The sequence below is a fragment of the uncultured Pseudoxanthomonas sp. genome, assembly GCF_947498795.1.
GTDB lineage: Bacteria > Pseudomonadota > Gammaproteobacteria > Xanthomonadales > Xanthomonadaceae > Pseudoxanthomonas_A.
The window spans coordinates 1,260,050-1,283,728 of the sequence record NZ_CANMLQ010000001.1 but is presented as its reverse complement, the minus strand read 5'-3'; the positions used below and the strand labels follow the sequence as shown (position 1 = coordinate 1,283,728).

24 protein-coding genes are annotated in these 23,679 nt (G+C 67.3%); 10 read left to right on the top strand and 14 right to left on the bottom strand.

Going from position 1 to position 23,679, the window contains the following annotated elements:
• Nucleotides 1-24 precede the first annotated feature (24 nt).
• The 8 genes from Q0907_RS06190 to Q0907_RS06155 form a co-directional block, all read right to left on the bottom strand.
• Nucleotides 25-528, bottom strand: coding sequence for a hypothetical protein (locus Q0907_RS06190; RefSeq protein WP_299342554.1), 504 nt, complete (start codon nucleotides 526-528; stop codon nucleotides 25-27).
• A 1-nt stretch (nucleotide 529) separates the two neighbouring features.
• Nucleotides 530-1,234, bottom strand: coding sequence for a C39 family peptidase (locus tag Q0907_RS06185; RefSeq protein ID WP_296281746.1), 705 nt, complete (start codon nucleotides 1,232-1,234; stop codon nucleotides 530-532).
• Complete coding sequence (locus tag Q0907_RS06180; protein WP_299342552.1) at nucleotides 1,231-1,650, bottom strand: hypothetical protein; 420 nt, start codon at nucleotides 1,648-1,650, stop codon at nucleotides 1,231-1,233. Before Q0907_RS06180 ends, Q0907_RS06185 begins: the two co-directional genes overlap by 4 nt.
• A gap of 117 nt (nucleotides 1,651-1,767) precedes the next feature.
• Nucleotides 1,768-3,294 (bottom strand): hypothetical protein, encoded by a 1,527-nt coding sequence (locus tag Q0907_RS06175; RefSeq protein WP_299342551.1) that lies wholly within the window; start codon nucleotides 3,292-3,294, stop codon nucleotides 1,768-1,770.
• A gap of 203 nt (nucleotides 3,295-3,497) precedes the next feature.
• Nucleotides 3,498-3,911, bottom strand: a complete 414-nt coding sequence (crcB, locus tag Q0907_RS06170) for a fluoride efflux transporter CrcB (RefSeq protein ID WP_299342549.1) — start codon at nucleotides 3,909-3,911, stop codon at nucleotides 3,498-3,500.
• A gap of 22 nt (nucleotides 3,912-3,933) precedes the next feature.
• Nucleotides 3,934-5,301 (bottom strand): replication-associated recombination protein A, encoded by a 1,368-nt coding sequence (locus Q0907_RS06165; protein WP_296281754.1) that lies wholly within the window; start codon nucleotides 5,299-5,301, stop codon nucleotides 3,934-3,936.
• A gap of 47 nt (nucleotides 5,302-5,348) precedes the next feature.
• Nucleotides 5,349-5,972: an outer membrane lipoprotein chaperone LolA gene (gene lolA, locus Q0907_RS06160; protein WP_299342547.1), complete on the bottom strand. Its 624-nt coding sequence runs from the start codon at nucleotides 5,970-5,972 to the stop codon at nucleotides 5,349-5,351.
• A 92-nt stretch (nucleotides 5,973-6,064) separates the two neighbouring features.
• Entirely contained in the window at nucleotides 6,065-8,428 is a 2,364-nt protein-coding gene (locus tag Q0907_RS06155) for a DNA translocase FtsK (protein ID WP_299342546.1), read from the bottom strand.
• Between the two features lie 288 nt (nucleotides 8,429-8,716).
• On the opposite strand from Q0907_RS06155, the gene trxB reads away from it, so the two are divergent.
• The 6 genes from trxB to Q0907_RS06125 all read left to right on the top strand — a co-directional run bounded on the left by trxB (nucleotide 8,717) and on the right by Q0907_RS06125 (nucleotide 13,376).
• Nucleotides 8,717-9,670: a thioredoxin-disulfide reductase gene (gene trxB / locus Q0907_RS06150; RefSeq protein WP_296281759.1), complete on the top strand. Its 954-nt coding sequence runs from the start codon at nucleotides 8,717-8,719 to the stop codon at nucleotides 9,668-9,670.
• A 24-nt stretch (nucleotides 9,671-9,694) separates the two neighbouring features.
• Complete coding sequence (locus Q0907_RS06145) at nucleotides 9,695-10,582, top strand: metallophosphoesterase (protein WP_299342544.1); 888 nt, start codon at nucleotides 9,695-9,697, stop codon at nucleotides 10,580-10,582.
• A gap of 11 nt (nucleotides 10,583-10,593) precedes the next feature.
• Nucleotides 10,594-11,721 (top strand): GNAT family N-acetyltransferase, encoded by a 1,128-nt coding sequence (locus Q0907_RS06140; RefSeq protein WP_299342542.1) that lies wholly within the window; start codon nucleotides 10,594-10,596, stop codon nucleotides 11,719-11,721.
• Between the two features lie 42 nt (nucleotides 11,722-11,763).
• Nucleotides 11,764-12,510 carry a leucyl/phenylalanyl-tRNA--protein transferase gene (aat, locus tag Q0907_RS06135; RefSeq protein WP_299342540.1) on the top strand — a complete coding sequence of 249 codons (747 nt, stop codon included), beginning with the start codon at nucleotides 11,764-11,766 and terminating at the stop codon, nucleotides 12,508-12,510.
• 86 nt (nucleotides 12,511-12,596) lie between these two features.
• Nucleotides 12,597-12,815, top strand: coding sequence for a translation initiation factor IF-1 (gene infA, locus Q0907_RS06130; RefSeq protein ID WP_055943174.1), 219 nt, complete (start codon nucleotides 12,597-12,599; stop codon nucleotides 12,813-12,815).
• A gap of 183 nt (nucleotides 12,816-12,998) precedes the next feature.
• Entirely contained in the window at nucleotides 12,999-13,376 is a 378-nt protein-coding gene (locus Q0907_RS06125) for a hypothetical protein (RefSeq protein ID WP_299342538.1), read from the top strand.
• A 66-nt stretch (nucleotides 13,377-13,442) separates the two neighbouring features.
• Here the strand turns inward: Q0907_RS06125 and clpA are convergent, their stop codons facing one another.
• Nucleotides 13,443-15,725 carry an ATP-dependent Clp protease ATP-binding subunit ClpA gene (clpA, locus tag Q0907_RS06120; RefSeq protein WP_296281783.1) on the bottom strand — a complete coding sequence of 761 codons (2,283 nt, stop codon included), beginning with the start codon at nucleotides 15,723-15,725 and terminating at the stop codon, nucleotides 13,443-13,445.
• A 151-nt stretch (nucleotides 15,726-15,876) separates the two neighbouring features.
• On the bottom strand, nucleotides 15,877-16,197 hold the full coding sequence (gene clpS, locus Q0907_RS06115; RefSeq protein ID WP_296281785.1) for an ATP-dependent Clp protease adapter ClpS: 321 nt from the start codon (nucleotides 16,195-16,197) through the stop codon (nucleotides 15,877-15,879).
• A gap of 91 nt (nucleotides 16,198-16,288) precedes the next feature.
• Here clpS and Q0907_RS06110 point away from each other — a divergent pair, with 91 nt between their 5' ends.
• Genes Q0907_RS06110 through hflD form a run of 4 tightly spaced genes read left to right on the top strand, consistent with a single transcriptional unit; the run spans nucleotide 16,289 to nucleotide 18,953 of the window.
• Nucleotides 16,289-16,768, top strand: coding sequence for a hypothetical protein (locus tag Q0907_RS06110; protein ID WP_299342536.1), 480 nt, complete (start codon nucleotides 16,289-16,291; stop codon nucleotides 16,766-16,768).
• Nucleotides 16,769-17,230 (top strand): NUDIX hydrolase, encoded by a 462-nt coding sequence (locus tag Q0907_RS06105; RefSeq protein ID WP_299342535.1) that lies wholly within the window; start codon nucleotides 16,769-16,771, stop codon nucleotides 17,228-17,230.
• A complete protein-coding gene (mnmA, locus tag Q0907_RS06100) occupies nucleotides 17,227-18,345 on the top strand; it encodes a tRNA 2-thiouridine(34) synthase MnmA (protein ID WP_299342533.1) in 1,119 nt (372 codons plus the stop codon). Before Q0907_RS06105 ends, mnmA begins: the two co-directional genes overlap by 4 nt.
• On the top strand, nucleotides 18,342-18,953 hold the full coding sequence (gene hflD / locus Q0907_RS06095) for a high frequency lysogenization protein HflD (protein ID WP_299342531.1): 612 nt from the start codon (nucleotides 18,342-18,344) through the stop codon (nucleotides 18,951-18,953). The genes mnmA and hflD overlap by 4 nt, the downstream gene beginning before the upstream one ends.
• On the opposite strand, the gene nadE is transcribed toward hflD, so the two are convergent.
• The 4 genes from nadE to asnB are packed head-to-tail and all read right to left on the bottom strand — an operon-like array spanning nucleotide 18,950 to nucleotide 23,668.
• Nucleotides 18,950-19,921 (bottom strand): NAD(+) synthase, encoded by a 972-nt coding sequence (gene nadE / locus Q0907_RS06090; protein ID WP_299342529.1) that lies wholly within the window; start codon nucleotides 19,919-19,921, stop codon nucleotides 18,950-18,952. The two genes, hflD and nadE, sit on opposite strands and share 4 nt — an antisense overlap.
• On the bottom strand, nucleotides 19,918-20,205 hold the full coding sequence (locus Q0907_RS06085) for an acyl carrier protein (protein WP_296282953.1): 288 nt from the start codon (nucleotides 20,203-20,205) through the stop codon (nucleotides 19,918-19,920). The genes nadE and Q0907_RS06085 overlap by 4 nt, the downstream gene beginning before the upstream one ends.
• Nucleotides 20,205-21,734: a class I adenylate-forming enzyme family protein gene (locus Q0907_RS06080; protein ID WP_299342528.1), complete on the bottom strand. Its 1,530-nt coding sequence runs from the start codon at nucleotides 21,732-21,734 to the stop codon at nucleotides 20,205-20,207. The genes Q0907_RS06085 and Q0907_RS06080 overlap by 1 nt, the downstream gene beginning before the upstream one ends.
• Nucleotides 21,731-23,668 carry an asparagine synthase (glutamine-hydrolyzing) gene (asnB, locus tag Q0907_RS06075; RefSeq protein WP_299342526.1) on the bottom strand — a complete coding sequence of 646 codons (1,938 nt, stop codon included), beginning with the start codon at nucleotides 23,666-23,668 and terminating at the stop codon, nucleotides 21,731-21,733. The genes Q0907_RS06080 and asnB overlap by 4 nt, the downstream gene beginning before the upstream one ends.
• Between the last annotated feature and the right edge of the window lie 11 nt (nucleotides 23,669-23,679).

Sequence of the window (23,679 nt, the reverse complement as noted above, 5' to 3'; positions counted from 1 at the left end):
GGGTGGTCGGGATTGCGTGGTCGCTCACGGACCGCCGGGTGCGCGGATCAGCGCTTCGTTCAGCGCATCGCCGGCATTGAGGTTCTGGTAGGCGCCGAGGGTGTCCACGCCGACATCGATGCGGGTGATGGTCCGGATGTCCTGGTCGTCGAGTGTGTTCTGGATGACCAGGCCGCCGGCGGCACCCACGGGGTCGAAGCGGTTGCCATCGCCGACCTGCACGACGAGACCGCGGTTGAAGTCGGCCAGCGCCTGCGCCTGTTCGGGCGTGAGTCGCGCCACGTCGGGTACGTGCACGGCGATGCGTGCGGTGAGCTCGCCGTTGAGGTACACGACGCGCTCGATGCCGAACGACAGCATCATGCCGGACGGCATCTGGAAACCGCCGCGCATCCGGTCGAGGCGACCGGGATCGACCGGTTGCCATTCGGCGCCAAGGTCGCCGCCCTGCCCGCGCGCGCCCAGGGGCGCCAGCACCAGTGCCAGCATCATCGCGATGCGGTATGCGCATACCCGATTGGCGGCCATGTCAGATGTCTCCCGGACCGCGCCGCGGCACGGTGACGTTGCGCAGGCCATCGCGCTGGATTCCCATGTCGAGCGGCGCCGGAGGTGCGGTCTTCCAGTCGCTGGCCTGGTTGAAGCGGGCACGCTCGCGCTGGTTGTGCACGACGAACATCACCCGGTTGTCCCACAGGGCTTCGAAGCGCGAACGCGGCATCGCGCGCGTTCCGCGCGCCGGATCGCCGAGCAGGACGCGCCCGTTGCGCAAGCCCTTCACCACCACGAAATGCCGATAACCGCGGTCGTTGAGCAGGACGATCGCCGGCACGTTCTCCTGCTGCAGCTTGTCCAGCGGCAGTTCGAAGCCGTCCGCCTCGTATCCTTTCGAACGCAGGTAGCGCCGCATGTCCAGCAACGAAAACCCTTCCTTCCGGATGCGCGCCTGGTCGCCGTTGTTGTACATCTGCACGAATACATCCACCTCGCTGACCGGATGGCCGTACTGGTGCGTCAGCAGCGTCGCGGTCGCCGCAGAGCCGCAGCTGAAGTCGTACTGCTGCGGCAATGTGGTCTTGAAGCGGGCTTCCTTCAGGCTGGTCAGGCGGACGGTATAGGCGCCGCCTGGCACGCGCAGGTCGCTGGTGGCGGCGGAAGCGCCGCCGAGGGTCGCGAACGCGCACGCCAGCGCGACGTGTGCCAGCCAGTGCGCGCGCCGCGAGCCGCGTTTCATTGCGGACCGCCCGTGAAATCGACGGTCACGATCATCGCGTTCTGGATGAGCACGTTGCTGCCGGTGTTCTGGATGACCGTGTTGATGCCGCTGGCATTGTTGAACGCGCCATCGGCAATGCTGTTGGAGCCACTGGTGATGTGGTGGGCCGTGTTGCCGTCGACGGAGCCTTCCACGTCGATCAGGTTGTCCACCTGCGTCGCATCGCCGCCCCGCAGACCGGACAGGCGATCGATCGCGACGGCACGCCCGAGTCCGCTGACCGCCACCTGCGGCACCTCCACAGGCACGACGTCGATGACGGGCGCAACGGGTGGAACGGTCGCGACGGCGTTGTCATCCGCCCACGCGCCGCCGACAGCGAACACCCATCCGCAGGCCGCGATGCGCAGCCCTGTCTGGTAGTGCGTATGCATGGTCAGTCTCCCTTGCCATGCGTCCACCGCGCGGCGATGGGGCGCCCCGCGTGAAGCGGCGGGGCGCCTTGCGTCCGCGCGGCGTGTCCCGGCATCGCCAGGACACCGACGGAACGCTTATGGGCCTACGGTGAGGTTGGCTTGGACGGTGATGCCCTGCTGGATCAGCGAGGCCATGCCGCTGTTCTGTGCCGCCACCATGATGCCGGCCGCCGACTGCCCGACGCTGGTCATGTTGTTCGACATGTCGAACGCACCCGCGTCGACCGCGACGGAGCCGCCTGCGCCGCCTGCACCGCCGGTCGCGCCGTTGCCGACGCCGCCGTTGCCGTCACCGCCCATGCCGTCACCGCCGTTGCCGACGCCGCCCGCACCACCGGTTGCACCGACCGCGCCACTGGCACCGTTGCCGGCGGTGGCATCGCCGTTGCTGGCCGTGGAGGACGCGCTGCCGTTGCTCGCATCGCCGTTGCTGGCATCCCCGCCATCGCCACCGTCGCCGGCGGTCGCGGTCAGCGTGCCGCCCGTGCCACCCATGCCCGAACCGGCGCCGCCGCTGGCGGTGGCGTCGCCACCCGTGCCGGAGCCGGCACCTCCGGTGCCCATGCCGTCGCCACCGGTCCCGGTCGCGTCACCGGATGTACCGGCACCGGCCGTCGCAGTGCTGGCGCCGCCGGTCGAGGTCGCATTCCCCGAGGTGCCGGCGCCGCCCGTTGCTGTTCCGTCGCCGCTGGTGCCGTCGCCGGCACCACGCTCGCGGACATTCCCGCTGCCCGCTCCTGCGTCGCCACCGGAGGCGTCCGCGATCGAACCCGTGTCGCCGCTGGCGCTGCCTGCATCGCCGCCCGATGCGCCCGTTGCACCGTCGCCATCGCCGCCCCAGCCACCCGCATCGCCGCCCCGACCGCGTCCGTTTCCGGCGGTCGCATCGCTGTCGCCGCCCCAGCCGCGTCCATCGCCGCCATTCGCGCCACGGATGTCGTTGGCGTTACCGCCACGGCCGCCATCGCCGGCCGTCGCGTCGCCGATGGACGCGCTGCCATTGGACGAATCGCCGGCCGTCGCATCGCCAATGCTGGCGCTGCCGCCGCTTCCGCCGTCGCCGCCACTGCCGCCATTGCCACCGTCGCCGCCGCTGCCGGAACCGCCGCCAGCTTCGCCGCCGTAGCCGTTTCCACCATAGCCGGCGCCGCCACGTCCGCCGCTGCCGCCATTGGCATTGCCCCAGTTCTTGGCGACGTTGCCGATGTCGTGCACGGTCACGCCGGACACGCTGCCTTCCAGGCGCGTTTCGGCCACAGCCTTGCTGTGGTTGAAGGAATTGGAGAATGAGGAAGTGGCGGTGCTGCCGTTGTTGGCCGCGGTGGAACCGTAGCCCTCCGCACTGGCGCGGCCGCGATTGTTGCGGTTGTCGCCGTCATGCGTGCTGTTGTCGCTGTGGTCCGAATTGTCGGAGTTGTCGGAATTGTCGGAGTTGTCGCTGTTGTCCGTGTTGGTGCTGTTGTTGCTCATGTCCACCGCGAGGTTGACCAGGATGTCGTCTCCCCGGCCGTTCTCGGTGTTGGTCTGTTGCGCGAATGCCTGTCCCGTCGTGCCGAGCGCCAGCAATACCGCCGATGCGATCAGTGTCTTGCGAATGCACATGTCCAGTCTCCTTGTGGCCGCTCCGGGACCCAGGGGAAGCCCCTAAAAAGCGACGCGGGTCACGGTTGCACGGCACTCGTTATCCGCAACCCGGCACAAGGTTAAAAATCTGTTCGAGCAGGGACCGTTCGTCCGCTCAGTCGCGGCGCTGTGACAGGTCGAACATGGATGTCCGGCAAGAGATCCGGACGACGTTGTGCGCCTTACCAGGCCGGCGCGCGAACCGCGCCCGCGACGCGTGCACCCAGCCATACCAGCAGCAGGCCGGCGACCAGCGTGACGGCGAGATATCCCAGCGCACTGCCCTGCCGGTCCGAACGCGCGAACAGCAGGCATTCGACCATCAGCGCCGAGTACGTGGTCAACGCGCCCAGCAAGCCGACCATCAGGAACGCGCGCCAGTAGATCGCCGAAGGACCACGGGCTTCCAGCCACATGGCCAGGAAACCGGCGGCGAACGAGCCGATCATGTTCACCGCGAACGTGCCCCACGGGAATCCGGTCCCCAGCTGGCGCAGCAGGACGCCGCCGAGCCAGAAGCGCGCCGCCGCGCCGAGGGCGCCACCCGCCATCACCAGCGCCAGCTGTTGCCACCAGATCCAGGCGTGTACCGGCATGCGTCGTGTCCTGTCTTGGAGTTCAGTCGTCGCGGCCGGCCCGCGTCCGGGCCTGTCGGCGGGCCTCGCGCAAGCGATCGAGTTTTTCCTTCAACTTGATCTCGAGCCCGCGCTCGACCGGCGCATAGTACGTCCGCTCGCCCATGGCGTCGGGGAATGCGGTCTGGTCCAACGCGATGCCGCCTTCGGCATCGTGGTCGTACTGGTACCCGGTACCGTAACCGAGCGACTTCATCAGCTTGGTCGGCGCGTTGCGCAGGTGCATCGGTACCTCCTGCGTGCCGTACTCGCGCACATCGGCTTTCGCCGCGTTGAATGCCATGTAGCCCGCATTCGATTTCGCGGTGCTGGCGAGGTAGATCACCAGTTGCGCCAGGGCGAGGTCTCCCTCGGGACTTCCGAGACGCTCATACGTGTCCCACGCATCGATCGCCATCTGCAGCGCGCGGGGATCCGCCAGTCCGATGTCTTCCACGGCCATCCGCGTCATGCGGCGCGCGAGATAGGCGGGATCGCAGCCGCCATCCAGCATGCGCGCGAGCCAGTACACCGCTCCGTCGGGATTGGAACTGCGCACCGACTTGTGCAAGGCGGAGATCTGGTCGTAGAACTGCTCCCCACCCTTGTCGAAGCGGCGCGTGCGGTCCGCCAGTACCTGCACCAGCGTCTGAGGTGTGATGCGCCCACCTTCGTCGGCCGCCAGTTCCGCGGCGATCTCCAGCAACGTGAGCCCTCGCCGGACGTCGCCGTCCGCGGCCGTCGCAATCTCGAGCAACGCCTCAGCGTCGACATGAAGCCCCAGATCGCCAAGCCCGCGCTCGCCATCCGCCAGTGCCAGTTGCAGCGCCTGCCGGATGTCCTCCGGCGACACCGCTTCCATCACGTGCACGCGACACCGCGACAGCAGGGCCGAGTTGAGTTCGAACGACGGATTTTCCGTGGTCGCCCCGACGAAGATGATCGTGCCGCGCTCGATGTGCGGCAGGAACGCATCCTGCTGCGCCTTGTTGAAGCGATGCACCTCGTCCACGAACAACACGGTGCGACGCCCGCCGGCGAATCGCTGGGCCGCTTCGGCCAGCACCTGCCGGACCTCGGGAAGACCCGACAGCACGGCCGAGATCGCCTTGAATTCCGCGTCGGCATAGCGTGCCAGCAGCAACGACAACGTGGTCTTGCCGCAACCAGGCGGCCCCCACAGGATCATCGAATGCACATGGCCGGATTCCACCGCGCGACGGAGAGCGCTGCCCGGCGCCAGCAGACGGCGCTGCCCGACCATTTCGTCCAGCGTACGCGGACGCATCCGCTCGGCCAGCGGACGCAGCGCGTCAGTGTCTGCGCTCAGCAGGTCGACCTGGGGTTCGAGAGGGGTGCGTGTCCTGGCCACGCGTCATTGTAACGTCGTGGCCCGTAAGGCTCGTTGACGCGTGCGTGTCAGGGTCCACCGACCACGTCGACACCCTTGGCTGGCGCGTACTTGAACGTGCCGGCGGAAAACGCCGGATTGCGCTTCCATCCCGAGAAGCTGATCTCGGTGCGCTGGCCCACCGCGTCCTTCACTTCCATCTTCACCAGCGTGCCGTTCGTGAACGCCAGGCGCGCCGTCTGGAAGCTGGCATCGCCTTCCTGCCTGGGCGTCAGCGTCAGCCATTGCACGCCACCCTGCCCCGCGCCCTCCGCCACCTTGAACTGCTGGTCGAGCTTGCCCGGGTCGATCAGTGCAGCGAGCGGGCTGTTCTCTTCTTCAACCCCCTGCTCGCGGACGGTGGCCTGCTGCAGGTCGGGGTCGTAGACCCACACCTTCTTGCCATCGGCCACGATCAGTTGCTCGTACGGCTTGTTGTACTCCCAACGGAACAGGCGCGGAGCGGACAGCGCGACTCGGCCATTCGAGGTCTCCTTCAACTTGCCCCCGCCGTCATAGACCTTCTGCGTGAACTGGCCATCCAGGCCCTTCAGTCCCGTGGTGAACGTCTTCAACTCGTTGCGTGCGCCGGCGAAGGCGCTGTTGGCGAGCAAGGCAGTGGCGAGGATGGCAAGGCGTGCGGTGCGGAGCATGGTGCGTTCCGGTGGGAAGGTGTTGGCGGGAGTGTGCCGGGACGAAACTGAACAGGCTGATGACTGCACTCGACGGAACTTCAGCCGTTCAGTTAGCGCGGTGGCGGCGGTGCCAGGACCTGGCGGTCGCCATTGTGCTCGGGCGGCGTGACGACACCTGCCGCCTCCATCGCTTCGATCAGGCGCGCGGCGCGGTTGTAGCCGATCTTCAGGCGGCGCTGTACCCCCGATATCGAGGCCCGGCGGCTCTCGGTGACGATCTTCACCGCCTCGTCGTACAGCGGATCGGACTCGTCGCCGCCACCGCCGCCGGACTCCGGCAGGCCGGTCGGACCGACGACGATGCCATCGCCCATGGTCTGGACTTCTTCCAGCACGCCTTCGATGTAGTCCGCGGTGCCGCTGGCCTTGAGATGCTCGACGACGCGATGCACTTCCTCGTCGCTCACGAAGGCACCGTGGATACGTTCCGGCATCGCCGTGCCCGGCGGCAGGTAGAGCATGTCGCCGTGGCCCAGCAGCGTCTCGGCGCCCGACTGGTCCAGGATCGTGCGCGAGTCGATCTTCGAGCTGACCTGGAACGCGATGCGGGTGGGAATGTTGGCCTTGATCAGGCCGGTGATGACGTCCACCGACGGGCGCTGGGTGGCCAGGATCAGATGGATGCCGGCGGCACGCGCCTTCTGCGCCAGGCGTGCGATCAGTTCCTCGACCTTCTTGCCGACGATCATCATCATGTCGGCGAATTCGTCGATGAAGATGACGATGAAGGGCATCGGCTCGAGGGGGCGCGGCGCTTCGGCCAGGTCGGGATTCGGCTTGAACAACGGGTCCATCAACGGCTGGCCCGCGTCCATCGCGTCCTTGACCTTCTTGTTGAAGCCGGCCAGGTTGCGCACGCCCACCGCGCTCATCAGCTTGTAGCGGCGCTCCATCTCCGCCACGCACCAGCGCAGGCCGTTGGCGGCCTCCTTCATGTCCGTGACCACCGGGGCCAGCAGGTGCGGGATGCCCTGGTAGACGCTGAGCTCCAGCATCTTCGGGTCGATCATCAGCATGCGCAGGTCTTTCGGCGAGGCCTTGTACAGCAGGCTCAGCACCATCGCGTTGACCGCCACCGACTTGCCCGAACCGGTCGTGCCGGCGACCAGCAGGTGTGGCATGCGCGCCAAGTCGGCCACGGTGGGCCGGCCGGCGATGTCCTTGCCAAGCGCGAGCGTCAGCACGCTGCCGGACTTGTCGTACTCCTTCGAGCGCAACAGTTCGGACAGGAAGATCATCTCGCGACTGGTGTTGGGGATTTCCAGGCCGATTACCGACTTGCCCGGGATCACGTCCACCACGCGCACCGACTTCACCGACAGGCCGCGCGCGATGTCCTTGTCCAGCGAGCTGATCTGGCTGACCTTCACGCCGGGCGCGGGCTCCATCTCGAAGCGCGTGATGACCGGTCCCGGATAGGCGCCGACCACCTGCACATCGATGCGGAAGTCCTTGAGCTTGAATTCGATCTGCCGCGACAGGGTTTCCAGCGTTTCTTCCGAATATCCCTTGGTCTGCGGCTTGGGATCGTCCAGCAGGGACAGCGGCGGCAGGCCGGAGTCGTCGCCGCCGGTGCCGTGGAACAACGGGATCTGCTGTTCGCGCTTGGCGCGTTCACTCTTCTCGACCACCGACGGCGCAGGCGGCTCGATCTTGACGGGTTCGCGCTTGGCGCGGGCGACGGCGTCGATCTTGCGGACGATCTCGCGCTCTTCGCGCATGGCGCGGGTCTGCTGCCATTCGTTCGCCTGCTGCCCGCCACGGCGGAACAGGTCGGGCAGCATCAGCACGTACTTGCCGATGCGCTCCATCACCGCGAACCAGGACAGGCCGGTGGCGAGCGTCACCGAAGCCAGGAACAGCACCAGCAGGAACAGGTTGCCGCCCAGGCCGCCGAACAGCTTCAGCAGCGACTTGCCGACCAGCGTGCCGAGGATGCCGCCGGCACCGTCGGTGAGCGAGTCGGCCGGCACACCGCGCATGAACAGCAGGCCCGTGGCCGAGATCAGGAAGGCGACCATGCCGATCAGGCGCAATGCCGGCCCCAGGTCCGCCTGCCCGTCGCCGTCGGTGTCCATGCCGAACAGCGCGATCCACGCGATCGCACCGAGGATGAAGGGCAGCACGAACGCCACATAGCCGAAAAGCGACAGCAGCAACGCCGACAGATAGGCGCCCGCAAGCCCGCCCATGTTGTGCACCGGCGCGGTGATGCTGCCGGACTGAGACCAGCTCTGGTCCTGCGGCGAAAACGTAAAGAGGCTGGCCAGCAGGTAGAGCAGCAGCGGAGCGATCGCGATCAGCGCCAGGTCGCGCCACAGGCGTTGCCTGCGCGGATTCGGCGGCGCCGCCTGCTTGCGCGCTGCGGCGTTGCCGCCCTTGGATTTGCCGTTGTCCGGGAGCTGCTTCGCCACCTTTGGACCAGACCTTAGGAAATTTCTGTTAGTGATTGATACTAAACGAATCGTGTGCGATGCGACAGCACGGGAGTGGCGGCGACGGCCGGTGCCGTCGAGGACCGGATAGCAAAAACGCCGCGCGGTCGCGCAGCGTCTTCGATTGACCTGTCCGGGTCCCGGCCTGCATCACCGCTTTCCATCTGCGCGCCTTGATTCGCCGGATACGCAACGCCACTCTATGTGCCTGCGGACGATGCGATAGCGCGTCGTTGCCTGCCCGATCACCCTTTTTCGCGAGTATACATGAGCACTTCGAAGCACTGCCGCCTGTTGATCCTGGGCTCCGGCCCCGCCGGCTGGACCGCTGCCGTCTACGCCGCCCGCGCCAATCTGAAGCCGGTCGTGGTGACCGGCCTGCAACAGGGCGGCCAGCTGATGACCACGACGGAGGTCGACAACTGGCCCGGTGATGCGCACGGCCTGATGGGCCCGGACCTGATGGCGCGCATGCAGGCGCATGCGGAGCGCTTCGAGACCGAAGTGATCTTCGACCACGTCCACACGGCCGACCTGTCCAAGCGCCCGTTCAAGTTGATCGGCGACGCCGGCGAATACACCGCCGACGCGCTGATCATCGCCACCGGTGCGACCGCGAAGTACCTGGGCCTGCCCTCGGAAGAGGCCTTCAAGGGACGCGGCGTGTCCGCATGCGCCACCTGCGACGGGTTCTTCTACCGCGACCAGGACGTGGCGGTAATCGGGGGCGGCAACACGGCCGTGGAGGAGGCCCTGTACCTGTCCAACATCGCCCGCAAGGTCTATCTGGTGCATCGCCGGGATACGCTGCGCGCCGAGAAGATCATGCAGGACAAGCTGTTCGCCAAGATCCAGGCCGGCAAGATCGAGCCGGTGTGGCACCACACGGTCGACGAGGTCTTGGGCAACGAGGCCGGCGTTACCGGCATCCGCGTGAAGTCCGTGCAGGACGGCAGCACGCGCGACATCGACGTGCACGGTTTTTTCGTGGCCATCGGCCATACGCCGAACACCGGGTTGTTCGAAGGCCAGTTGGACATGAGCAACGGCTACCTGAAGATCCGCTCGGGCATCGAAGGCAATGCCACGGCCACGACCATCCCCGGGGTGTTCGCGGCAGGCGACGTGACCGACCAGCACTATCGCCAGGCCATTACCTCGGCCGGCTTCGGGTGCATGGCGGCGCTGGATGCCGAGCGCTTCCTCGACAAGGACGCCTGACACCGACGCGGGCGGCCTCCAAGGATGGACAAGCTGCTGATCAAGCAATGCCTGTTCTACGGCAGCTGGCTCGTCTGGCCCGTCATGGCGTGGCTGCTGTGGCGGCTGCGCCATCGACACGGCCGCGGATGGCTCGTACTACTGCTTGCAGTTTGCCTGCTGTTCGCATGGGCACGTTTCGTCGAGCCGCAGCGCATCCGGGTACAGCAGACCGTGCTTGACGGAACCGGCGCCCCGCTGCGGCTCGTGCTGATCAGTGACATCCACCTGGGCGTTTACAAGGGCGCGGCGTACCTGCGGCGCCTGGTCGACCGCATCAATACGTTGCAGGCCGATGCCGTCTTGATCGCGGGCGACTTCACCTACGAACCCGACGGCGCCTCGCTGCAGGCCATGTTCGCGCCACTCGCCGGGCTGCGACGGCCGTCGTACGCGGTGCTGGGCAACCATGACCAGCAGGCACCGGGGCCCGACATCGATACGGAATTGCGCGCCGCCCTGGCCGGACATGGCGTCACGGTGATCGAAGGCACGTCGGTAACGCTGGGCGGCTTCCGATTGGCCGGACTGGGGGATCGCTGGGCCGACCGGGACGATCCGGCTTTCCTGTCGGGCGTGCCATCGGCCCTCCCCACCCTGGTACTCACCCACAATCCGGACAGTGCGATCCGACTGGACCCGCGGCAGACCGCGCTGGTACTGGCGGGCCATACGCATGGCGGCCAGATCCGCCTTCCGTGGATCTACCGGCACGTGATTCCCAGCCGGTATGGATTCGATCGGGGCGAGCAGTACCTGGCCACGCCGGAAGGGCGCGTGCGGGTTTACACCACGGTGGGGACGGGTGAGATCGGCCTGCCGATGCGGCTCTTCAATCCGCCCACCATCGACCTGCTCGACCTGCGTCCGTAGTCTGCGTGCCGATGGCCGACGTCCGCTTCCTTCCCTCTCTCGCCGACGTGCCGCCGCCGGCCTGGGATGCCCTGCATGACGGACGCAACCCCTTCGTTGCCCACGCGTTCCTGCAGGGCCTGGAAGCGCACGGCTGCCTGCGCGAAGACTGGGGGTGGTCCCCGCATCATGCGACGCTCTGGGACGAAGAGCGTCTGGTCGCCGCAGTACCCGGCTACCTGAAGGACAACTCGCATGGCGAGTTCGTGTTCGACCACGCGTGGGCCCACGCCTATGCGCAGCACGGACTGGACTACTACCCGAAGTGGCTGGGGGGCGTACCGTATTCGCCGGTCACCGGTCCGCGCCTGCTCGCGCGCGATGACCCTGCGCGTCAGGCGCTACTGACGGCGATACAGCAGGAAACGCGCAGGCTGGGTCTGTCGTCGGCCCATGTCAACTTCCCAACATCCGGCGAGGATGCGGCATTTCCCGCATCGTGGTTGCCCCGGATCGACGTGCAGTACCACTGGCGGAATCCCGGCCACTGGCGTGACTTCGACGGCTTCCTCGCCGAGTTCGACCACAAGCACCGCAAGAACATCCGCCAGGAGCGGGCCAAGGTCCTGCGCACCGGCGCGACGTTCCGCACCGTGCACGGGGACGAGGCCAGCGATGCCGAGCTGGAGGCCATGTTCGGCTTCTACCTGCAGACCTTCCGTGACTACGGCAACTCGCCGGCGCTGACGCTCGACTTCCTGCGGCACCTTGCGCGCAGCATGCCGCGGCAGGTGGTGATGTTCTTCGCCGAGCACGAGGGCAGGATCATCGCGGGCGCGCTGTGCCTGCGGGGCGGCGACACGCTGTACGGTCGCTACTGGGGCGCGGCGTCCCATCTGCCCGGGCTGCATTTCGAAACCTGCTACTACCAGGGCATCGACTACTGCCTGCGCGAAGGCCTGACGGTGTTCGAGCCCGGCGCGCAGGGAGAGCACAAACTCGCACGCGGATTCCTGCCGACGCTGGTGCACTCGCGGCACTGGATCGCCCACCCCGACTTCTCCGCGGCGCTGTCCCGCTGGTGTGCCGAGGAAGCTGTCGCGGTGCGCCGTTACGCCCATACCCTGACAACGCACACGCCATTCAAGCATCGCGCGTGAGTATCGCGGCACCGGCAGCGGGATGACGCCTACAATCCCCGCATGCGACAGCGGCCGTTCGTCCTGCCTTCCGATCCCCACGCCCCGTTCCCGCCCGCGGGCAGCGCGATGCGCGACCCGGACGGACTGCTCGCCATCGGCGGCGACCTGTCCCGGCCACGCCTGCTCAACGCCTACCGCCACGGCATTTTCCCTTGGTTCTCCGCGGGTCAGCCGCCGCTGTGGTGGTCGCCGGATCCCCGCATGGTCTTCCCTACCGACCAGGTGCGACTGTCCACGCGCTTTCGCCGTGGACTGAAACGCTGCGCGTGGCGGGTCCGAGCGGATACCTGTTTCGAACAGGTCATCACCGCCTGCGCCCGCTCGCCGCGGCCCGGCCAACAGGGCACGTGGATCACGTCCGGCATGCGCCAGGCCTATATCGACCTGCATCGGCAGGGCGACGCGCACTCGGTCGAAGTATTCGAGGGGGATGCACTGGTGGGGGGCATCTACGGCGTTGCGATCGGCAGGATGTTTTTCGGCGAGAGCATGTTCAGTGGACGCTCCGGCGGTTCGAAAGTCGCGCTGGCCGCGCTGGCCAGCCGCTTGCGGGCGTGGGGTTGGCCGCTGATCGACGCGCAAGTGGAGAACGACCACCTGCACTCGCTGGGCGGGGCCCTCATGCCGCGCGAGGATTTCCTGGGTCAGGTCGCCCGCCTCGTCGACCTGGCCTCGCCGGAAGGGCCCTGGACCGACCGGTTTGGCGTACTGGACGCCGTCTCGCTGTCGCAAGTCTCGGCGCCATAACGGAATTTTTGCACCGGAGGCACGGCTGGCGTACAATGCGCGGCTTCATGGCACCCGCCATCCCTCGCGGCACAGCATAGGCTTACATGTCGAAAGACGATTCCATTGAATTCGAGGGCACCGTCGCCGAGACGCTGCCCAACACCATGTTCCGGGTCAAGCTGGAGAACGGGCACGAAATCATCGCCCACATCTCCGGCCGCATGCGCAAGAACTACATCCGCATCCTGACCGGCGACAAGGTGAAGGTCGAAATGACCCCGTACGATCTCACCAAGGGTCGTATCACTTATCGCATGAAGTAAATCGCATAAGTGATTGATTGAAAAGCGGCCTCAGGCCGCTTTTCTCGTTCTGGACGTCAGTATGTTCCCATGACGAAGGGCACGGGGTCGGTCGTCATGGCGACTTCAGGCAGATTCCCCCGCAGCCCGGCGGCCTCAGCATGCCTGGCGCCCGCTCTGGGCGCTGACCACAAGAGAGCCGCCATGAACTCCCGTCGCCCCCTCCTCCTGCTGGCCGCACTGGCCGTCGCGATCGCCCCCTTTGCCGCCCTTGCCGCCTCCGCCGGCGAGGCCATCACCGACTGCGTGGACCTGGGCAGCGATCAGGAAATCGTGCGCGCGGGCGGAGGGCAGCAGTTCTTCCTGCGCAATGGCGACGATCATTACCGCGTCTTGTTCCAGCGCACCTGCGATTCGATCACGATGACCTCGCGCGTGGAGATCAGCACCGACGGCCAGCCCAATCGCCTTTGCGGCGCCGGCACCCGCGTGAAGACCACGCGCGACACGTGCCGGGTCGGCGCCGTTGAAGCCGTGACGGCAGAGGAATTCGCCACGCGCAAGAAGCGCGCCTCGCGCTGACGCGGCCGATGAGAACGGAAAAGGCGGCCGCATGGCCGCCTTTTCGTTGCGCAGGTAGGCTTCTGCTTACGACACTGTGGCAGGCAACAAGCGCTCCGGCTCCGCCTGCGCATCCACTACCAGGTCGCCGTCGCGCACGTCGATGCTGACGCGGCCACCATCCACCAGCTTGCCGAACAGCAGTTCGTCCGCCAGGGGCCGCTTCACCTTGTCCTGGATCAGGCGCGACATGGGTCGCGCACCCATCAGCGGATCGAAGCCGTGCTGGGCCAGCCAATCGCGGGCCGCCGGCGTGGCCGACAGGCTGACGTGCTTTTCCTGCAGCAGCATCTCCAGCTCGATGATGAACTTGTCCACCACGCGCAGGATGTGGTCGAAACCCAGGCCCTGGAACTGCACGATGGCGTCCAGGCGGTTGCGGAACTCCGGCGTGAAGCTGCGGCGGATCACTTCCATCGCATCGGTGGAGTGGTCCTGCTGCATGAAGCCGATCGTCCGGCGCGAGGCCTGCGCAGCCCCCGCGTTGGTCGTCATCACCAGGATGACGTTCTTGAAGTTCGCCTCCCGGCCGTTGGTATCCGTCAGCACGCCGCGGTCCATGACCTGCAGCAGGATGTTGAAGATGTCGGGATGCGCTTTCTCCACCTCGTCCAGCAGCAGCACGCAGTGCGGGGTCTTGACGATCTTCTCGGTGAGCAAGCCCCCCTGGTCGAAGCCCACATAGCCGGGAGGCGCGCCGATCAGGCGGCTGACCGAATGCGGTTCCATGTACTCGGACATGTCGAAGCGGACCAGCTCGATGCCCAGCTGAAGGGCGAGTTGCTTGGTCACTTCGGTCTTGCCCACGCCGGTGGGGCCGGCGAACAGGAAGTTGCCGATCGGCTTTTCCGGGTTCGCCAGGCCGCTGCGCGCGAGCTTGATGGACGATGCCAGGGTCTCGATGGCAGGGTCCTGCCCGAAGATCACCATCTTCAGGTTGCGCTCCAGGTGCTGCAGCACGTCCTTGTCGGACGAAGACACCTGCTTGGCCGGGATCCGCGCCATCTTGGCGACGATCGTTTCGATCTCCTCGACGTCGATCAGCTCCTTGCGCGTCTCCATGGGCAACAGGCGCTGGCGCGCGCCGGCCTCGTCGATGACGTCGATGGCCTTGTCGGGCAGCAGGCGGTCGCCGATGTGCTTCACCGACAGATCCACCGCCGCCTGCAGCGCATCGTCGGCGTAGGTCACGCCGTGGTGCGCTTCGTACTTGGGCTTGAGGCCCTGCAGGATTTCGTAGGTCTCGCCCACGGTCGGCTCGACGATGTCGATCTTCTGGAAACGGCGCGCAAGCGCACGGTCCTTTTCGAAGATGCCGCGATACTCCTGGAACGTGGTGGAGCCGATGCAACGCAGTTCGCCCGATGCCAGCGCCGGCTTGATCAGGTTCGAGGCATCCATCGTGCCGCCGCTGGCCGATCCGGCACCGATGATGGTGTGGATCTCGTCGACGAACAGGATGGCACCGGGAATCTTCTTGATCGAAGCCAGCACGCCCTTCAGGCGTTTCTCGAAGTCGCCGCGGTACTTGGTGCCGGCCACCAGCGCGCCGAGGTCCAGCGAGTAGATGACGGCATCCAGCAGCACGTCGGGCACCTCGCCTTCGACGATGCGCTTGGCCAGGCCCTCGGCCAGCGCGGTCTTGCCCACGCCGGCCTCGCCGACGTAGAGCGGATTGTTCTTGCGGCGGCGGCACAGCACTTGGATGGTCCGCTCGATCTCGTCGCCACGACCGACCAGCGGATCGATCCGGCCCTGCCGGGCCATCTCGTTCAGGTTGCTGGCGAACTCGGTCAGGGCATCGCCCTTGCCCTCGCCCTCCGCGCCTTCCGCCTTGCCCTCGCCGTCCGAGGACCCGCCCGCATCGTTCTCCTCACCCTGCTTGGCGATCCCGTGGGACAAGTAGTTGACGATGTCCAGCCGGGTGACGTCCTGCTGGTTGAGGAAGTAGACCGCGTGCGAGTCCTTCTCGCCGAAGATCGCCACCAGCACGTTGGCGCCGGTGACCTCCTTCTTGCCGGAGGACTGCACGTGGTACACGGCGCGCTGCAGCACGCGCTGGAAGCCCAGCGTCGGCTGGGTATCGCGGCCGTCGTCCTCGGCCAGCCGCGAGACCGAGGCTTCGATGGCCTGCTCGAGGTCGGCGCGCAGGCGGTTGGCATCCGCACCGGTCGCCTTCAGGACGGCCTGTGCCGAGGGGTTTTCGAGGAGCGCGAGCAGCAGGTGCTCGACGGTCATGAATTCGTGCCGAGCTTCACGGGCGCGCTTGTAGCACTGGCCGATGGTCTGCTCGAGATCTTTGCTGAACATGGTTGCCTCCGGGGCCTATGCCGACAATATGCGGCTTGGCGGGCGGTTTTCCATCACCCTACCGGATTTCAGTGTTCAGGGATCGTTGCCTTGTCCCGCGCGGCGGTGCCCCCACACCGTATCCGACCCGGCGTGCCCGCACCGGTCCCCCTCAGGACTTCTCCATCGTGCACAGCAGGGGATGCTGGTTCATACGGGAAAACTCGTTGACCTGGGCCACCTTGGATTCGGCGACCTCGCGGGTGTACACCCCGCAGACGCCGCGGCCGCGGGTGTGTACGTGCAGCATCACCTGGGTGGCCTTTTCCAGGTCCATGGCGAAGAACTGCTGGAGGACCGTCACCACGAAATCCATCGGGGTGTAGTCGTCATTGAGCAACAGGACCTGGTACTGCGGCGGCGGCGCGACTTCGGGCCGGCTGGTATCGACCATCAGGCCATGGTCGCGCTCGTTTTCGTTCTTGTGGGGCATGCGGCGATTATAGGCGCCCGCCGCCGCCCACCGCATGGACGCCATGCGTGACCCCGGCCACAATGCGACATCCTTATCCGACGAGCCCGCCATGAAGCCCATGCTGTCCCGACTGCCTGCCGCCCTGCTGTTGTGCGCCGCCGCTGCCGCCCCCGCCTTGGCGGCCGATGCATCGGTGGATGCCCGGTTGAAGGCGCGCGGCATCCAGTTCGAGGTCGACGCGGACGGCGACTACAAGGTGACGTATTCCTACAAGCAGGAGAACCGCACGCAGTTGGTGTTCGTGTCCGGCCGGACCGAGCAGATCAACGGCATGAGCGTGCGCGAGGTCTTCTCGCCGGCGGGTCGGGTAGCGGCCGACGGGATCGACGGCGCCAAGGCGCTCGCGCTGCTGGCGGACAGCCGTGGCAAGAAACTGGGCAGCTGGGAAATCTCCGGTGACGTGCTCTATTTCGTCATCAAGCTGCCGGACAGTGTCGACGCGGCCACGCTGGAATCCGCCATGGACATCGCGTCCGAGACCGCGGACAACCAGGAGATCGAACTCTCCGGCGACAAGGACGAGCTGTAAGTGAGCTACCGCGAGGGACGCTTCTGGCAGCCGGATGTCACCGTGGCCACCGTGGTGGTCCGCGACGGCAAGCTGCTGATGGTGGAAGAGCGCGCGCAGGGGCGCGTGGTCTTCAACCAGCCGGCCGGGCACCTGGAGCCGGATGAAAGCCTGCTTGAAGCGGCCCGCCGCGAGACGCTGGAAGAGACGGGCTGGGAAGTCGCGCCGACTGCGTTCATCGGGGCCTATCAATGGAAGGCCGAGACCGGACGCCATTACCTGCGCTTCGCATTCGCCGCCGATCCGGTGCGCCACCTGCCGGATCGTCCGCTCGACGACGGCATCGTGCAGGCGCTGTGGCTGACGCCCTCCGAACTGCAGTCGCAGTCGCACCGCCATCGCAGCCCGCTGGTGTGGCAGGTCGTGCAGGACTTCCTGGCCGGTCGCCGCTCCCCCCTGTCGACACTGCAGCAGATCGCATGAAAGCGCCCCGCGTCATCGTCGGCGTGTCCGGCGGCGTGGATTCTTCCGTCGCCGCTTTGCAGCTGGTCCAGCAGGGCGAGCCCGTGGCGGGCCTGTTCATGCAGAACTGGGCCGACGACGGCAGCGGTGACTGCCGCGCGGAAGACGACCGGCGCGACGCCGTGGCCGTCTGCGGCCGCCTCGGCATCCCCTTCCACTTCCGCGACTTCTCGGGCGAATACTGGAAGGGCGTGTTCGAGCACTTCCTCGCCGAATACGCCGCCGGCCGCACCCCGAACCCCGATGTGCTGTGCAATCGCGAAGTGAAGTTCAAGCATTTCCTCGACGCGGCCCGCGACCTGGGCGCCGAGAAGATCGCCACGGGCCACTATGCGCGCATCGACGAGCAGGATGGGCGCTGGCGCCTGCTGCGCGGTGTCGACCGCGGCAAGGACCAGAGCTACTTCCTTCACCAGCTGGGCCAGGCGCAGTTGGCGGCCACGCTGTTCCCGATCGGTGGCCTGCACAAGGCCGACCTGCGCCGCATCGCACGCGAGGCCGGGCTGCAGACGCACGACAAGAAGGATTCCACCGGCATCTGCTTCATCGGCGAGCGCGACTTCCGCGAGTTCCTCGGGCGTTACCTGCCGGCGAAGAAAGGCGAAATGCGCGACCCCTCGGGCCAGGTGATCGGCGAGCATCCGGGCGTCTTCTATTTCACTCTGGGGCAACGCGAAGGACTGCAGATCGGCGGCGTGCGCGGCCGCCCACAGGCACCTTGGTACGTCGTGGGCAAGGATGTCGCCGGCAACGTGCTGTACGTCGACCAGGACACGCAAAGTCCCCACCTGATGTCTTCACGGCTGTGGACGGAAACCGCCCACTGGGTGGCAGGCGCTCCCTCCGGCAGACGCTTCACCTGCACGGCACAGACCCGCTACCGCCAACCGGATGAAGCCTGCGAAGTGGACGTGCTGGACGACGGCAGCGTCGCCGTGCGTTTCCTGCGGCCGCAGCGCGCCGTCACGCCGGGGCAGTCGCTGGTCCTCTACGCTGGCGATGAATGCCTGGGAGGCGCAGTGATCGCCCGCACCGACGCCCCACTGGAAATGAAACTCGCGGAGCAAGCAGCTTGAGCAATCGATATTCAGACCGCGTGCTGGCCCTTGCCGGCCTGGCGCAGGCCCTCCACCAGGTCCGCCGTATTGCCGAGACCGGCCAGTCCGAAGGCTCGGCCGTGCAGGCAGCGGTGGACAGCGTGTTCCGCATCGACGCGGCGACGCCGCTGGCGGTCTACGGCCGCGTGGGCGACATCACGCCGGGCCTGCGCGTGCTGCGCGGCTACCTGGCCAAGGAGGCGCAGGATGACGGCCTCTCCCGCCTGGCGATGTCGGTACTGCAACTGGAGCGACGCTTCGTCCGCGAGGACGACACCGTGCATGCCGTCACCCGCGGCCTGGCGGACATCGCGCCGCGCGCGGAGCAACAGGGCAGCACCCACCCCGACGTGTTGTCCTCGCTCGGTGCCCTGTATGCCGACACCATCAGCCACCTGCGTCCGCGCGTGATGGTCCAGGGCAATCCCCATTACCTGGGGCAGCCGGGCGTGGTGGCGGAGATCCGCGCGATCCTGCTCGCCGCCGTGCGTTCGGCCGTGCTGTGGCGCCAGCTCGGCGGCTCGATGTGGGACTTCGTCCTCGGCCGCCGGCAGATGCTCGAGGCCGTGGACGACTGGCTGCCCTAGCCTGTCCTTTCCGGCAGGCGCAACGGCGCTGCATGCAGGTAGGCTGCCTGTCGGCGCTTCGCCACGATGTCGCGATAGACCGCCGCTGCCGCGGGTTCGTCCACGCCCAGGGCCGGCGCCAGGTCAGCCGACGGGACCCCGTGCTCGAACGCCCACAACGCCAGGTCCATCTGTGCGTACGGAAGCGCGAAGTAGAACTCGTCCTGGCCCTGCGGAAGGCTGTAGGTATCCGTCGTCGGCGTGGTCGAGCAGATCGTGTCCGGCAGGCCGAGGTGCCGCGCCATCGCGTAGACCTGCGTCTTGAACAGGTGCGCGATCGGCTTCAGGTCGGCGGAACCGTCGCCGTTCTTGACGAAGAAACCCTGGTCGTACTCCAGCCGGTTCGGCGTGCCCACCACCGCGTAGTTCAGGCGGTCGGCATGGAAGTATTCCATCGTCTTGCGCAGCCGCTGCTTGTGGTTGGTGGCGGCGACGATGCGGAGGTAGGGGCCGGTCGGCAGGCGCGCTTCGTGGCGCTCGCCCTGCGGGGACTCCACGATCAACCGGTAGAAGTTGATGCCGCCGTCCAGGCCACCCTGCAGCACGATCTTGTTCTTCCAGCCCGCCCCATAGGCCGGGAATACCTCGCGGATGGCGGCTTCCTGCTCTTGATAGCAGCCGATGGCCTGGAGCGCCGGGGCGATGTCGTGCACCGCCGCGTCAATGCCCAGGTGCGTGGCAAGCTGGCGCCCCAGTTCCGTGGAGCGCGAGCTGGAATCGCGTTCCGGCAACAGCAGGCCGAAGACGCGGTCCGTCCCTACCGCCCGCACGGCCAGCGCCGCACAGACGGAGCTGTCGATGCCGCCGGACATGGCCACCACCAGGCCGCGCCTGCGCATCCCACGGACAGCGTCGCGCATCCAGTCGGCGATCCTCTCGGCTTCCGCCTCCAGGTCCATCGACAGTACCGCGGGACCCAGCACGCTCATGCCGCGACCTTGCGCAGCACGTAGGCGGCGACGGCGTCCAGCGAGTCGAGGTTCTCGGGCATCATCTCGGCGTCTTCCACCTTGATCGCATAGGTGTCTTCGACGAACTGCACCAGTTCAAGGAAGCCGGTGGAGTCCAGCATCTGCGCATCCATGAACGATGCATCGTCGGCATAGGTCCCGTCCGCGCCCATCAGGAAGTAGTCGTCGATGTAGCGGCGCACCGTCGCCTTGATCGTCGTGGCATCGTGGGTGGAAGCGGGGGAAGCGGCGGCTGTCGCCATCAGGGAAGTCCTTTGCGTGTAGGTTTGCCATTGTCAGTACGTGGCAAGTCGTCGAGGAAGGCCACGTGGCGCGGCGCCATGTGGCTTTCCAGGTGGGCCAGGCAGTGCCGGATGACGTCGCGTTCCGACAGCGTCGCGCCCGGCTGCAGGACGATCCAGGCTTTGAGTGCCTGGCCCAGCAGGTCGTCGGGGACGCCGGACACCAGGCATTCGCGGACGGCAGGCAGGCGCGCGATGGCCGCTTCCACCTCGACGGGACTGACCTTCTCGCCGCGCGTCTTGATGATGTCGTCCTTGCGCGCCACGAAGTAAAGCCAGCCGTCTTCGTCGCTGCGGAACAGGTCGCCCGTGCGGAACGCGCGGCCCTGCCCTTCGGCGCCCTCGATGAATTTCTCCGCGGTCAGCGCGGGCGCACCCCAGTAGCCTTGCGTCACGTGTTCGCCCTGAACGACCAGTTCGCCGGTGCCGCCCCACGGAACGCGCCGGCCGGCGTCATCGATCAGCCAGCAGGTCTGCCCCGCCATGCCGCGCCCGATGCTGTCGGGTCGCCGTTCGCGCTCGGCGGCTGGCAGGTAACTGATGCGTGTGCACTCGGTCTGTCCGTACATGACCACCAGGTCCGCGCCCGGAAAGCGCGCCGCCGTGCGCTGCTGCAAGACGGGCGACAGCGGGGCGGAAGCGCTGGTCAGCAGCCGCAGCGACGACAGGTCCCATGGCGAGAGGTCATCCATGCCGGCCAGCATCGCGTACATGGTGGGGACGGCGGGAAACACCGTGGCCCGCTCCCGCGCCAGGATCTCCAGCGACTTGGCGGGAAACGCGAACGAGCGGTCCAGCACCAGCGTGGCGCCGACCCGCGCCGACAACAGGCACTGGCCCAGTCCGTAGCTGAAGCTCAGGGGCAGCGCGCTGAAAATCACGTCGTCCTGCCGCAGCGCCAGGTACGAGGCTACCGTCTGCATGACGCTGGCGAGATTGCGATGGCTCAGCATCACGCCTTTCGGTGCTCCGGTCGTGCCCGACGTGTGGATGATGAAGGCGAGCGTGTCATCGTCCGTCTCCGCAACCGGCACGCCGTCGTCGCTCGGCGCGTCGCTTTCCGGCCACGGGTGCTCGTCCGTCTGCCCGTGCCAGGCGGCGTCGATCGTCAGCACATGCCACGCGCCGGTGGATCCCGCGCGTGCGGCACGCCATACGGAAGCCAGCGAGGGCTGTGCGATGAGCAGCCTGCCGCGCGTGCCGGCCATCATGCCCGCGAGCTTGTCGGCCTTGGTCTGCGGGTTGAAGGGCATGCAGACGGCGCCCGCACGCAGTACCGCCCAGAGGGACGCCACCATTTCCACGCTGTTGTCCAGCAGCACGCCCACCCGGTCGCCGGGCACGACGCCAAGTGCCCGCAAGCGGACCGCCACGCGCCGGCTGAGCGCATCGAGCCCGGCGTAGTCGAGCCGGTGATCGCCGCATACGAGCGCCACGCGATGCGGCACGCGCCGTACCGTGTCGTCGAACATCGCGTGCAGCCGCTTCACGCGCCGGGTCCGGCTGTCTGCAGGAAACGTTCCTGCAGCACCAGCAGCGACAGCACGCCGACGAACGCCATGTTGTCGGGGTAGCCGATGGCGCGTCCCGCCCGGCACTTCTCGACCAGGTGCCCGATCGCGCGCACATCGAACAGGCCGCTCGCGGCCAGACGGTCCGGCGCCAGCATGTCGGCGACCCAGGGGCGCAGCTGTCCGTCGGCGAAGAAGCACTGGCTGTCCGGCGCACGATACGGCTGCTTGTGCCGTTGGGTGATGGCTGACGGCAGCTCGTTCGCCATCGCGCGCTTCAGCAGCCGTTTCTCGCGCAAGCCGCGCAGCTTGAATGTCGGAGGCATGCGGTTGGCGAACTCGATCACGCGATGGTCGAGGAACGGATACCGGCCTTCGATGGAACGCGCCATGGCCATGCGGTCGCCCTGGGCGGCCAGCAGATAGCCCGGCAGCAGCGTGCTGGCTTCGACGTACTGGTCACGGTCCAGGCCCGCCCAACCGTCCATTGGCGACAGCTGGGCTGCCAGCGCGGCGAGCGGATCGACGGCGTCGACCTGCGCGCGAAGGTCCGGATGCAGGAAGCGCAGCACGCGCCGCGTACTGCGCAGGCGCGCCGCATGCGCGAACCCCGGCGATGCGGGGTCGCCGCCCTCGGCGAAGAAGTGCGCAGCGAATCCTGCGGAGCGTGCCGGCGAATGCGCGAGGTAAGGATAGAGACGTTCCAGGATCCGTCCCCGCCAGCGGCTCCCGGGACCTCGCGCCATGAAGCGGCGGGCCTGCGCCTCCTTGAACAGGTCGTAGCCTGCGAAGACTTCGTCGGCGCCCTCGCCCGTCAGCACCACCTTGTAACCGTGGTCGCGGACATGCCCCGCCAGCAGCAGCATCGGGACGGGCGCCGTGCGCACCAGCGGCATTTCCGCATGCCAGACCGCGTCGCGGAACGCCGTGGCGATGTCGGCCTGGCTCACGGTGATCTCGCTGTGCCGCGTGCCCAGCGCCTGTGCCATCAATCGCTGGAACGGGCGCTCGTCGAACTCGGTGTCTTCAAAGGCCAGCGAGAACGTGCGCAGGTCGGCGCCGGCGTGGCGCAGCGCGAGCGACGCGATCGCGGAGGAGTCGAGTCCACCGCTGAGGTAAGCGCCCACCGGCACGTCCGACCGCAGTTGCAGCCTTACCGCGTCGACCAGCAGGGCGTGCAGCTCCTCGGCGCAGGCGTCTTCGCCGGCCGCATCGACGGTCGGCGTCTGCGGTTGCCACGCCCAGTACGGCGTGATCCTCGGCGCCAGGCGGTCGACGCGCAGGTCGACCACCATCCGGTGGCCCGGAGGCAGTTGGCGGACGCCGTCGAACGTCGTGCGCTCGCCGAGCGGGCACCAGAAGCCGAACACGTCGCCCAATGCCGCCACATCCAGCGACAACGGCAAACCGGCGGCCCGCAACGCCTTGATTTCCGACGCGAACGCCAGGCGACTTCCGTCGCAGTAGTAGTACAGCGGACGGATGCCGATGCGGTCGCGCGCCAGTACGAGGCGCTGGCGCCGCACGTCGTGCAGCGCGACCGCGAACTGTCCGTTCAGATGATCGACGAAGTCATCTCCGTAGCGCGCGTACAAGTGCAGGATCACTTCGGTATCGGACCGGGTTGCGAACACGTGTCCTTGCCGCTCCAGTTCCCTGCGAAGTTCGACGTGGTTGAAGATCTCGCCGTTGAACACGAGTTGCAGGCTGCCTTCCGCATCGGCCATAGGCTGCCAGCCGCCGTCCAGGTCGATGATCGACAACCGGGCGTGCGCGAGCCCCACGCTGCCGTCGACGCGACACCGGCTGCCATCCGGACCCCGGTGGTGCAGCGTGCCGATCATGGCCTCCAGCACGGCGGCCGACGGCGGAGGGGCGCCTGCCGGCAGCGCCATGCCGGCTAGCCCGCACATGCGGGGTCCTC